Source organism: Mesorhizobium sp. M7A.F.Ca.CA.002.15.2.1 (assembly GCF_003998715.1).
Lineage (GTDB): Bacteria > Pseudomonadota > Alphaproteobacteria > Rhizobiales > Rhizobiaceae > Mesorhizobium > Mesorhizobium ciceri.
Genome location: NZ_RZPI01000092.1, coordinates 1 through 11,744, shown reverse-complemented (window position 1 = coordinate 11,744; position 11,744 = coordinate 1). Strand labels below are relative to the sequence as shown.

The window sequence follows — 11,744 nt, the reverse complement described above, 5'->3', positions numbered from 1 at the left end:
CTTCCGCCGTCCGCGACGGTGCCGCGTTCGGCAAGCAGTTGCCGCATCGTCTCAAGATCGGCTGGCGTGTGGCGCATGGCGGCGAGCCGTGCCGCCTCCAGGTCGAGCGCCGCCCGCGCCTCCCACTGATCGCGCAGGCCGGTGCGCTTGACCCGGTCGAGCGCGGCAGAGGCATCGACGGTAGAGCGCACATATGTGCCCGAGCCCTGGCGCGTATCCAGCAATCCTTGCGAGACCAGCACCCGCACCGCCTCGCGCACCGTGCCGCGGCTGACCGACAGAAGGTCGGTCAGGGCTGCCTCATTGGGAATGCGCTCGCCGACGCCCCAGCGGCCGCTGACGATCTCCGCACGCAGGCTGCTGGTGGCGCTGTCGGTGAGATTGGTTCTGGTGGCGGGTTGCATAGGCCTATTCATAAGTCATCAGATGACTTGATGAATAGGCCTGCTTCTAGCTGCCGTCAAGATGCTCATCGAAGCCAACGAGCACCATGCAATGGGAACGGATCAGCTGGTGGCCCGTGCGAAGCTCGCCATGTGAAAGGCCTGGACCTCCGGCGGATAGCGATACCCCGTGCCATAGGGGCACGCATTGCGATCGAGGCAACCGCCGCTGCGGCAGGGTTCGCCATTCGCTCCCCCCACATGCGCCAGGCAGGATTGATAAGCGAATCCTTGCACGGAATAGGCGTCGACCGGGCAGGATTTCAGGCAGGGTTTCTCGGCGCAGCTATCGCAAAGGTGGGGCGCTGCCTCGGCAACTTGAACTGGAATTTCGTCGTCAAACAGCAGCACACCGCGGTAGGCATGCCATAGCCCGTAGCGCGGATGCATGAGGATGCCGAGCGGCGACGGTTTCAGCCCCTCCGCCCGCATCGCCCATTGCTGGAACGGCAGATAGGGCTTGTCCGACGGAGAAATCGCCCGTGCGCCAAAATCCTGCGCCACGGCGCCGATCACTTCGCGCGACCATGTGTCGAGCGGATTGGCGATTGCCTGTGGCTGTTGCTCCCACCAACGCAGGAAATGCGGCCAGGGTGCCGCGCCCGCCTGCCCCACCAGCAGGACGGCCGCTGCCGGCGCACCCGATGATCCCGTTGGCGGCGCATCGCTTGGCGTAAAATTGAAGCCGCCGCGAAGAACAAGGCCGTTGGCGAGAAGCGCCGCAGCAATGCGGTCAACGCTGCCGGCGGGCGTAATCATCCCTTCTTGTCCGGATCGGAGAACGCGCTCCGCCAGACTTCCTTGTGGATGATGTTGGCGACTTTAGCCCCGCCTGACTCGGGCTCCTTTCAAGTGAAGGCGTCGGGCATCGACCCCTTCTTCTTGGCGATGAAGTCCTTCAACGCTTCGTCGATGCTCGGATCGAGATGCGGCGCCTCATAGCTTTCCAGCCAGCGGCGCGCGAGTTCGTTGGCGCGCTGCGGCGCTGTCTTCTCGCCTTCGGCCAGCCACTGCTCGTAGGAATTGTTGTCGGCGATGTTGGAGCGGTAGAAGGCGGTCTGGAAATTGGCCTGGGTGTGGTCGCAGCCGAGATAATGGCTGCCCGGCCCGACCTGGCGGATGGCGTCCATCGCCTGGCCGTTTTCCGACAGGTCGACGCCTTCGGAGAATTTCTGCGTCATGCCGAGCTGGTCGATGTCCATCATGAACTTTTCGTAGCAGGAGGCCAGCCCGCCCTCGAGCCAGCCGGCCGAGTGCAGCACGAAATTGGTGCCGGCCAGGATGGTCGAGTTCAGCGTGTTGGCGCTTTCATAAGCCGCTTGTGCATCCGGAACCTTGGACGCGCAGAGCGAGCCGCCGGTGCGGAACGGCAGGCCGAGACGGCGCGCCAGCTGTGCGGCGCCATAGGAAACCAGCGACGGCTCCGGCGTGCCGAAGGTCGGCGCCCCCGACTGCATCGAAATCGACGAGGCGAAGGTACCGAACAGCACCGGCGCGCCGGGACGGATGAGCTGCGTGAACGACGCGCCGGCCAGCACTTCGGCCAGAACCTGCGTCAGCGTGCCGGCAACCGTCACCGGGCTCATCGCGCCGGCGAGGATGAACGGCGTGACGATGCAGGCCTGGTTGTGGCGCGCATAGACCTTCAGCGCACCGAGCATGGTCTCGTCGAACACCATCGGCGAGTTGGCGTTGATCAGGCTGGTCAGCACCGTGTTGTTCTCGACGAAATCGTCGCCGAACACGATCTTGGCCATGGCGACGGTGTCCTCGGCGCGTTCCGGCGCGGTCACCGAGCCCATAAACGGCTTATCGGAATATTTGATGTGGCTGTAGATCATGTCGAGGTGGCGCTTGTTGACCGGCACATCGACCGGCTCGCATACCGTGCCGCCCGAATGGTGGATCGACGGCGCCATATAGGCGAGCTTAACGAAATTCTGGAAATCCTCGATCGTCGCGTAGCGCCTGACACCGTCGAGGTCACGCACGAAGGGCGGGCCATAGACCGGCGCGAACACGGTGGCATTGCCACCGATCTGCACCGAACGCTCGGAATTGCGGGCGTGCTGGGTGTAGACGGACGGTGCGGTCTTGAGCAGCGAACGGCACAGCCCCTTCGGGAAATGCACGCGCTCGCCCTTGACGTCGGCGCCGGCCTCTTTCCACAGTTGCAGCGCTTCTGCATCGTCGCGGAAGATGATGCCGATCTCCTCGAGCACCGTGTCGGTGTTCTTCTCGATCAGCGCCAGGCCTTCCTCGTCCAGCACCTCGTAAACGTTGATCTTGCGCTTGATGTAGGTGAGCTGCGTGCCCGGGCCTCCGCCCGAACGCGCGGCCCGCCGGGCAGCAGCCCCGCCGCTGGCGCCGCGCCCACGTCGCGCGTTTGACGCTTCCTGATCGACTGCCGCGTGTTCGCTCATGGTGTTCTTCCCTGAATCTGTTCTTGTCTGGAATCCATAGCGGCTGCTCTCGCCGCTTCTTGCCAGATCGTAGCCATGCACCCTATTCGAAACGGCCCGCCAGCGCCAACGCCTGTCGCAAAATCGACAAGAATTCCAAGAGAGTTACGGTCGCTTTCCTTTTGCGGGAAGTCGCAAATCAGCTATGGATACATGCCCTCAGCGGGTTAGGTATGAACGCGAAGATATGTGCCTTGCGACATGGTCGCGATGCCGGCAGGAGCTCGATACAAATGTCCGACGACGAGATCATCCTTTCCGAACTTTCCGACGACGAGTTGGTGCAGCAGATGCACGACGATCTCTATGACGGGCTGAAGGAAGAGATCGAAGAAGGCACCAACATCCTGCTCGAGCGCGGCTGGGCGCCTTACAAGGTGCTGACCGAGGCGCTGGTCGAAGGCATGCGCATCGTCGGCGAGGATTTTCGCGACGGCATCCTGTTCGTGCCGGAAGTGCTGCTTTCCGCCAATGCGATGAAGGCGGGCATGTTCATCCTGCGCCCGCTGCTCGCCGCCACCGGCGCGCCCAAGCAAGGCAAGATGGTCATCGGCACCGTCAAGGGCGACATCCACGATATCGGCAAGAACCTTGTCGGCATGATGATGGAGGGCGCTGGCTTCGACGTCATCGATCTCGGCATCAACAATGCGGTCGAGAAATATCTCGATGCGATCGAACAGCACCAGCCCGACATCATCGGCATGTCCGCACTGCTGACCACGACCATGCCCTATATGAAGGTCGTCATCGACACGATGAAGGAAAAGGGCATCCGCGACGATTATGTCGTGCTGGTCGGCGGCGCACCGCTGAACGAGGAATTCGGCAAGGCCGTCGGCGCCGATGCCTATTGCCGCGACGCGGCGGTGGCGGTCGAGACCGCCAAGGACTTCATGAAGCGCAAGCACAATGTGCGCGCTTCGGCCTGATTGGCCAATTCGGCCTGGACGACAGGAGAAGCCGCGCCCTTGCAGCGCGGCTTTTTTGTTACCAGATGATGAGGTGGCCGCGTGCGGATCAGGGCTTGGTGACGGTGTCCTCGACCGCCTTGGCCGTCGATTTGACATCCCTGCCGACGCCACGGACGGTGTTCGCGCAGGCCGCAAGGGCCAAGGCGCAGGCCAGGATGGCAATCGGCGTGATGCGCAGCAGTTTCATGGACGGTGTCTCCCTCAACAGATAAATTAGCGCCACAACAACGAAGGCCGCTCGACTGGTTCCATGGCCAAGACGCAAAAAACGAAACCGAATCAAGACGACAGGCTGCTCGTCATCGCCTGCGGGATGATTGCGCGCGAAGTTCTGGCCGTCAAGGAACAGCTCGGGCTGGATCACCTCGACCTGACCTGCCTGCCGGCGGAATTCCATTTCTACCCGGACCGCATCGCACCGGCCATGGACAAGGCGATCGAAAAAGCCAAGACGGAAGGCTACAGCAACATCTTCGTCGGCTATGCCGATTGCGGCACCGGCGGTCTGCTCGACCGCATCTGCGAGAAGCATGGCGTCGAGCGCATGGCCGGCCCGCATTGCTTCGCCTTCTACCAGGGCATGGAGGCCTATGCGAAAGTCGCAGACGACGACATGATGTCGTTCTACATGACCGACTTCCTCTGCCGGCAGTTCGACGCTTTCTTCATGAAACCGCTCGGCCTCGACAAGCACCCGGAGTTGATCAAGGACTATTTCGGCAATTACGAGAAGCTGATCTACCTCGCCCAGACCAACGATCCGGAACTCGACAAGGTCGCCGAAAAAGCCGCCAGAATGCTCGGTCTCGTCTATGAACGCCGCGCCACCGGTTATGGCGACCTGACGGCCGGGATGGCGCAGGCGGCTGCAGGCGCCTGAAGCAATTCTTGCCCCGCGATGACTCAAGGCTAGATGACAGGCCGCCGTGGACGGGTAAGGTGTGCGCCACAAGCAAACAGACTGCCAGCCATGGAAACGCACTGATGACCCCTCGCCTCTTGATAGCTGCACTCGGCCTCCTCTGTTTGGCCCTGCCCGCCCATGCCGACGGCGAGATACAGAAACTCATCACCCCGGCCGACAAGACGCGGCTCGACAAATATGGCGAGACCCGCAAGGCAGCCCTTGCCGAGGCGAAGACAGGCAACCCGGCCGAGGTCAAGCAACTCGATGCCCTGTTGGCAAAGCCGCTGGTGGCCTTTTCCGACAAGGACCTGACCGGCAACTGGCAGTGCCGCACCATCAAGGCCGGCGGACCTTTGCCGCTCGTCATCTATGGCTGGTTCAAGTGCAAGGTGACCGATGACGGTTCCGGCTGGCGGCTGGAGAAGATCAGCGGCTCGCAGCGCACCAGGGGCCGTTTCTTCGACGATGGCGAGAAACGCGCGATCTATCTCGGCTCCTTCTATGTCAACAGCGATCCGGCAAAGCCCTATGGCAGCGGTCCGCAAACCGACCAGGTCGGCTACGCCTTCCGCAACAGCGCCAAGGAATGGCGCATCGAATTTCCGGCGCCCTACTATGAATCGAAGCTCGATATCATCGAATTCAAGCGCTGACTGTGTATCGAAGAGCTGATCACCAAGGATTAACCCGGACACCCTAGCATCCCGTCTATTGTCGAGAAGGGTTGCTTGGAGGGGGCAAGATCCATGGCAGCATCAGAATCCAATACGCGTCCGATCGTGGTCGTCACCGGAGGCGGCCAGCATGTCTGGGCTATGATCAATGCGATCGCCGACCGCGTAGGTCCTGTCAGCGTCGTCCTCGAAACGCCTGAATCCAAAAAGCAATTGCTGCGTGGCCGGGCTCGCCGCCAAGGCTGGATTTCCGCCATCGGCCAGCTTGGCACGATGGTACTGAGTAGGTTGGGCAAGCGATTCCTGGCCGGCCATAGCGCGCGACTGATTGCCGAGGAGAAGCTGGAGGTTGAGCCGCGACCAGGCCAGGAGATCATCCCGGTAGCCTCGGCCAATGGGCTTGAGTGCCTGCAGGCGATCCAGAAGATCCGGCCAGGCGTTGTGCTGCTCAACGGTTGCCGACTAATCTCGGCTGAGATGCTGAGCAAAATGCCCTGCCCGGTGCTCAACTACCATGCGGGCATCACGCCGAAATATCGCGGCATGAATGGCGGCTATTGGGCTCTGGTATCAGGCGATGCGGAGAATTTCGGCACGACTGTCCACCTCGTCGACGCTGGCGTCGACACTGGTGGCGTGCTGAAGCAGGCGCGCGGCAGATCGAAAAAAGGCGACACCATCTCAAGTCACGCGCTACGCCAGACGGCGTTCTCGCGCGACATCTGCGTCGAGGCTGTCAGCGATGCACTGGCTGGAAAACTCACGACGATCGATCCCGGCCTGCCTTCGAAACTCTGGTATCATCCGACGATCTGGTTCTACGTCTGGACGGGCCTCAGAACTGGCATCTGGTAGCGCGTTTTTCGTCCTGGACGGCATACTGCGCGCCAGCGTTTCCGACGCGCTGGACCGGGCGCCGGCACACGCCGCAAACGAATAAACCCACTTTTCATTTTACGACATCGATATGCGTCGCTTTTGAATGCGCGCGCGTCGTCCCATAACAAGCGGCACCACTGCGCTTGCGGCAATGCTCGATAGTTCGAGGAGTGAGAATTCATGGCCGATCTGATCGTCGTCTACTGGCGCGACATCCCTGCCCAGGTGATCGTCAAGAAGGGCCGGCAGAACGCCAAGCGCGAACTGCCGCTGCGCTTTACCGAGGCGATCGACATGTGCGCCATGCGCACCGGCGCCGGCGGTACAGACGACTATCTGGCCGAATGGCGCAAAGCCGATCCCATTCCGGTCGGCGACGACCTCGAAGCCGAAGTCGAGAAGGCATTCAACGACATCGACACGAGATATGACCGCGAGCGGCTGGTCGCTCTGGTCAAGGCGGGCGGCAAAGAAAATGTCTGAAACCATTCCTGCCAAGGAGAGGCCGGCTGTTACCCAGGCCACTCTGGTCAAGAAGGCAGCGCCGAAATCCGACTACAAGCCGGCCGACGTATCGCCGCAGCGGCGCGTGCAGCGTTCCTTCGCGGTCAGATTATGGTCGGTGCGGCACTCGCGATTACTCGAATGGTTCTACGCCAAATTCGCCGACATGTTCCTGCTCCTCCATCCCTTATGGAAAGGCATAGGCTATGGCCGTGTCGAAGGGCCGATCAAATTTGTCGAGAAGCGCGTCAAGGGCTTCATGTTCGACTGCCGCATGTGCGGCCAGTGCATCTTGTCCTCGACAGGCATGTCTTGCCCGATGAACTGCCCCAAGCAATTGCGCAACGGCCCTTGCGGCGGTGTCCGCGCCAACGGCAATTGCGAGGTCGAGCCCGATATGCCCTGCGTCTGGGTCAAGGCCTGGGAAGGCTCGCAGAACATGGTGCACAGCGACAGGATCCTGACCGTGCAGAAGCCGGTCGACCAGTCGCTGCGTGAAACCTCGGCCTGGCTGCGGGTGACCGCGCAGGCGGCCACCGCGCGCGAAGCCGCCGCTGCCGCCAAGAATGAGGCGGCCAGCACCGGGGCGTCGGCATGATCGGCCGCCAGCGCGACGAAAACCCGGCCGGCATCCACCTGCCGCTCGAACCCCTGCCCGGCCACACCTCGCGCGGTCGGCTGGAGCGCGTACTGCGGCGCGGCGAGTTCGCTGTGACGACGGAACTCAACCCGCCCGACAGCGCCGATCCGGAAGACGTCTACAACAGGGCGAAAATCTTCGACGGCTGGGTCGACGCCATCAACGCCGTCGATGCATCGGGCGCCAACTGCCACATGTCCTCGGTCGGCATCTGCGCACTTTTGACGCGCATGGGCTATGCGCCGATCATGCAGATCGCCTGCCGCGACAAGAACCGCATCGCCATCCAGGGCGACGTGCTGGGCGGGGCTGCGATGGGCGTCGCCAACATGCTGTGCCTGACAGGTGACGGCGTGCAGGCCGGAGACCAGCCCGGCGCCAAGCCGGTGTTCGATCTCGACTGCATGTCGCTCCTGGAAACCTGCCGCATCATGCGCGACAACGGCAAGTTCCTGTCCGGCCGCAAGCTGACGACGCCGCCGCAGCTTTTCCTGGGTGCTGCGATCAATCCGTTCGCGCCGCCGATCGACTTCCGCCCGCACCGGCTGGGCAAGAAGATCGCCGCCGGCGCGCAATTCGTACAGAGCCAGTATTGCTTCGACGTGCCCATGTTCCGCACCTACATGCAAAAGGTGCGCGACCTCGGCTATACCGAAAAATGCTTCATCCTGGTTGGCGTCGGGCCGCTCGCCTCGGCCAAGACGGCCAAGTGGATCCGCTCGAACGTGCCGGGCATCCATATTCCCGATTCCGTCATCAAGCGGCTGGAAGGCGCCCAGGACCAGAAAAAGGAAGGCAAGCAGCTCTGCATCGACATCATCAACGAGGTGAAGGAAATATCAGGTGTTTCCGGCGTTCACGTGATGGCCTACCGGCAAGAGGAATATGTCGCCGAGATCGTCGATGAATCGGGCGTGCTGAAGGGCCGCCAGCCATGGAAACGCGAGATCCGCCGCGACGACCAGATGGTCGCCGATCGGCTCGAGCACATACTGCACGACGATATTACCGAAACGCAGGTGGATATGGTGAAGACCGCGCACTGACGGCGCGGACGGCCACCCATTCGCTTGAACGAAACCAGACAACGATATAAAGAAATCTTTATATCACGGCGGAGAGAATTTATGACCCGTACCATCGTCGCTTCGGCGACACGAGAAATCATCATCGGCTTCGACCAGCCGTTCTGCGTGATCGGCGAACGCATCAACCCGACCGGCCGCAAGAAGCTGGCCGCCGAGATGATCGCGGGCAATTTCGAGACCGTCATCAGGGACGCATTGGAGCAGGCAGCCTGTGGCGCCACCATGCTCGACGTCAACGCCGGCGTCACCTCGGTCAATCCGAACGAGACCGAACCCGGCCTTTTGGTGCAGACGCTGGAGATCGTGCAAGGGCTGGTCGACCTGCCGCTGTCGATCGACAGTTCCGTCACCGCCGCGATCGAAGCCGCACTCAAGGTTGCCAAGGGCCGCCCGCTGGTCAACTCCGTCACCGGCGAGGAAGAAAAGCTCGAAGCCATCCTGCCGCTGGTCAAGAAGTACAACGTGCCGGTCGTCGCCATCTCCAACGACGAGACCGGCATTTCGATGGACCCGGACGTGCGTTTCGCCGTCGCCAAGAAGATCGTCGAGCGCTGCGCCGATTTCGGCATTCCGGCGCATGACGTCGTCGTCGACCCGCTGGTGATGCCGATCGGCGCGCTGGGCGATGCCGGCCGCCAGGTCTTCGCGCTGCTGCGTCGTCTGCGTGAAGAACTCAAGGTCAACACCACCTGCGGCCTGTCCAACATCTCTTTCGGCCTGCCGCATCGCCACGGCATCAACGCCGCCTTCATCCCGATGGTGATCGGCGCCGGCATGACCTCGGCCATCATGAACCCGGTGCGGCCGCAGGAAATGGAAGCCGTGCGCGGCGCCAATGTGCTGAACGGCACCGACGAGAACTGCACCAACTGGATCCGCACCTACAAGGATTACAAGCCGGCCGAAGGCGGCCAGGCCGTTGCCGCCCCGACGCAAGTCAATGCGCCGGGCGACGGCGCCGGCAATGGCGGTCGCCGCCGTGGCGGCCGTGAAGCCCGGATGGGCCGAGGATAAGCGCGCAATCGTGAATTCACCTGCAAACATCACCGACCCGCTCGTGCTGTTCATGCCGTCGGGCAAGCGCGGGCGGTTTCCTGTTGGAACACCCGTGCTAGACGCCGCGCGCCAGCTCGGCGTCTATGTCGAAAGTGTGTGCGGCGGACGCGCCACTTGCGGGCGTTGCCAGATCGAAGTGCAGGAAGGCAATTTCGCCAAGCACAAGATCATTTCGTCCAACGACCACATCACGCCCAAGGGCGCCAAGGAAGAGCGCTATGAGCGCGTCCGCGGCCTACCCGAACGGCGTCGCCTCTCCTGCTCGGCGCAAATCCTCGGCGACCTCGTCATCGACGTGCCGCAGGATACGGTCATCAACGCGCAGACCATCCGCAAGGATGCCGACACCAGGGTCATCGCCCGCGATGCGGCGATCCGCATGTGCTATGTCGAGATCGAAGAACCCGACATGCACAAGCCGCTTGGTGATCTCGACCGGCTGAAGATCGCGCTGATGCACGATTGGGGTTTGAAAAGCCTCGATTTCGATTTTTATCTGCTGCCGCAGGTGCAAGGCATCCTGCGCAAGGGCAACTGGACCGCGACCGCCGCCATCTACAAGGATGCCGACTCTGAGACAGCGCGCGTCGTAGCACTTTGGCCCGGCCTCAAGAACGAAGCCTATGGGCTGGCCTGCGATATCGGCTCGACCACCATCGCCATGCATCTGGTGTCGCTGCTGTCGGGCCGCGTCGCCGCCTCGTCGGGCACCTCGAACCCGCAGATCCGCTTCGGCGAGGATCTGATGAGCCGCGTCTCCTATGTGATGATGAACCCGGACGGCCGCGAGGGCATGACGGTCGCCGTGCGGGAGGCGATCTCGGGTCTCGTCGACAAGGTCTGCGCCGAAGGCAATGTCCAGCGCAACGACATCCTGGACAGCGTCTTCGTCGGCAATCCGATCATGCACCATCTGTTCCTCGGCATCGATCCGACCGAGCTTGGCGGCGCGCCCTTTGCGCTGGCTGTCTCAGGTGCGGTGCATATCAAGGCATCCGACATCGGCCTGAAGCTTAACCAGGGCGCCAGGCTCTACATGCTGCCTTGCATCGCCGGGCATGTCGGTGCGGATGCGGCGGCGGTGACGCTGTCGGAAGGCCCGCATCGCCAGGACGAGATGATGCTGATCGTCGATGTCGGCACCAATGCCGAGATCGTGCTCGGCAATCGCCAGCGGGTGGTTGCGGCCTCCTCGCCCACCGGCCCTGCCTTCGAGGGCGCCGAAATCTCCGGCGGCCAGCGAGCAGCGCCCGGCGCCATCGAACGCGTACGCATCGATCCCGATACGCTTGAACCGAAATACCGCGTCATCGGCTCTGAACTGTGGTCCGACGAGCCGGGCTTCCTGGAAAGCGTCCAGGCGACCGGCGTCACCGGCATCTGCGGCTCCGGCATCATCGAAGTGGTGGCGGAGATGTATCTCGCCGGCATCATTTCCGAGGACGGCGTCATCGACGGCGGGCTTTCGGCGCGCTCGCCGCGCGTTACGGCCAACGGCCGCACCTTCTCCTATGTGCTGAAGGACGGCTCCGCCGCATTGACGGAAGATGGGCCGAAGATCACCATCACCCAGACCGATGTGCGCGCCATCCAGCTTGCCAAGGCAGCGCTTTATGCCGGCACCAAGCTGTTGATGGAAAAGCAGAACACCGAGCATGTCGACCGCATCCATTTCGCCGGCGCCTTCGGCTCCTTCATCGATCCGAAATACGCCATGGTGCTGGGCCTGATCCCGGATTGCGACCTCGACAAGGTCTCGGCGGTCGGCAACGCCGCCGGTGCCGGCGCGCGCATGGCGCTGCTCAATCGCGGCTACCGCCGCGAGATCGAGGACACGGTCAGCAAGATCGAGAAGATCGAGACGGCGCTGGAACCGAAATTCCAGGAGCATTTCGTCTACGCCATGGCGCTGCCCAACAAGGTCGATCCGTTCCCGAAACTGTCGGCAGCGGTGAAACTGCCGCCGCGCAAGACGGTCAGCGAGGATGGCGTTGCCGGCGACGCCGCTCCGCGCCGGCGTTCGCGCGAAGGCCACGAGGGGCGGAGGCGTGGACGGGAATAAGCGGCCCGCCCCCGCCAACACCTTTCGAAACTCATTTGCATGCAAATGTTTCCGG

13 protein-coding genes are annotated in these 11,744 nt (G+C 62.6%); 9 read left to right on the top strand and 4 right to left on the bottom strand.

Annotation, left to right across the window (positions count from 1 at the left end):
* The 3 genes from ENZ74_RS08275 to ENZ74_RS08265 form a co-directional block, all read right to left on the bottom strand.
* On the bottom strand, window positions 1-404 hold a 404-nt coding region (locus ENZ74_RS08275; RefSeq protein ID WP_164760971.1), incomplete at its 3' end, for a GntR family transcriptional regulator.
* A gap of 102 nt (window positions 405-506) precedes the next feature.
* Complete coding sequence (locus ENZ74_RS08270) at window positions 507-1,202, bottom strand: 4Fe-4S dicluster domain-containing protein (RefSeq protein WP_063168203.1); 696 nt, start codon at window positions 1,200-1,202, stop codon at window positions 507-509.
* Between the two features lie 89 nt (window positions 1,203-1,291).
* Entirely contained in the window at window positions 1,292-2,866 is a 1,575-nt protein-coding gene (locus ENZ74_RS08265; RefSeq protein ID WP_024501311.1) for a trimethylamine methyltransferase family protein, read from the bottom strand.
* A 272-nt stretch (window positions 2,867-3,138) separates the two neighbouring features.
* Between ENZ74_RS08265 and ENZ74_RS08260 the strand changes: the two genes are divergently transcribed.
* A complete protein-coding gene (locus ENZ74_RS08260; RefSeq protein ID WP_013531175.1) occupies window positions 3,139-3,837 on the top strand; it encodes a cobalamin-binding protein in 699 nt (232 codons plus the stop codon).
* Between the two features lie 88 nt (window positions 3,838-3,925).
* On the opposite strand, the gene ENZ74_RS35795 is transcribed toward ENZ74_RS08260, so the two are convergent.
* Complete coding sequence (locus tag ENZ74_RS35795) at window positions 3,926-4,144, bottom strand: hypothetical protein (protein WP_318011966.1); 219 nt, start codon at window positions 4,142-4,144, stop codon at window positions 3,926-3,928.
* Between ENZ74_RS35795 and ENZ74_RS08250 the strand changes: the two genes are divergently transcribed.
* The 8 genes from ENZ74_RS08250 to ENZ74_RS08215 all read left to right on the top strand — a co-directional run bounded on the left by ENZ74_RS08250 (window position 4,130) and on the right by ENZ74_RS08215 (window position 11,689).
* The gene (locus ENZ74_RS08250) at window positions 4,130-4,759 is read left to right on the top strand and encodes a DUF1638 domain-containing protein (protein WP_013531173.1); all 630 of its coding nucleotides are present in this window, start codon (window positions 4,130-4,132) and stop codon (window positions 4,757-4,759) included. The two genes, ENZ74_RS35795 and ENZ74_RS08250, sit on opposite strands and share 15 nt — an antisense overlap.
* A 104-nt stretch (window positions 4,760-4,863) precedes the next feature.
* Entirely contained in the window at window positions 4,864-5,439 is a 576-nt protein-coding gene (locus tag ENZ74_RS08245; RefSeq protein WP_013531172.1) for a DUF4893 domain-containing protein, read from the top strand.
* Between the two features lie 93 nt (window positions 5,440-5,532).
* Window positions 5,533-6,315 carry a formyl transferase gene (locus ENZ74_RS08240; protein ID WP_027160505.1) on the top strand — a complete coding sequence of 261 codons (783 nt, stop codon included), beginning with the start codon at window positions 5,533-5,535 and terminating at the stop codon, window positions 6,313-6,315.
* Window positions 6,316-6,519: 204 nt separating this feature from the next.
* Window positions 6,520-6,822 (top strand): virulence factor, encoded by a 303-nt coding sequence (locus ENZ74_RS08235; protein WP_013531170.1) that lies wholly within the window; start codon window positions 6,520-6,522, stop codon window positions 6,820-6,822.
* The gene (locus ENZ74_RS08230) at window positions 6,815-7,441 is read left to right on the top strand and encodes a methylenetetrahydrofolate reductase C-terminal domain-containing protein (RefSeq protein WP_013531169.1); all 627 of its coding nucleotides are present in this window, start codon (window positions 6,815-6,817) and stop codon (window positions 7,439-7,441) included. The genes ENZ74_RS08235 and ENZ74_RS08230 overlap by 8 nt, the downstream gene beginning before the upstream one ends.
* Complete coding sequence (locus ENZ74_RS08225; RefSeq protein WP_063168204.1) at window positions 7,438-8,529, top strand: methylenetetrahydrofolate reductase; 1,092 nt, start codon at window positions 7,438-7,440, stop codon at window positions 8,527-8,529. The genes ENZ74_RS08230 and ENZ74_RS08225 overlap by 4 nt, the downstream gene beginning before the upstream one ends.
* An 81-nt stretch (window positions 8,530-8,610) precedes the next feature.
* On the top strand, window positions 8,611-9,585 hold the full coding sequence (locus ENZ74_RS08220) for a methyltetrahydrofolate cobalamin methyltransferase (RefSeq protein WP_013531167.1): 975 nt from the start codon (window positions 8,611-8,613) through the stop codon (window positions 9,583-9,585).
* Entirely contained in the window at window positions 9,536-11,689 is a 2,154-nt protein-coding gene (locus ENZ74_RS08215) for an ASKHA domain-containing protein (RefSeq protein ID WP_063168205.1), read from the top strand. The genes ENZ74_RS08220 and ENZ74_RS08215 overlap by 50 nt, the downstream gene beginning before the upstream one ends.
* Window positions 11,690-11,744 lie beyond the last annotated feature (55 nt).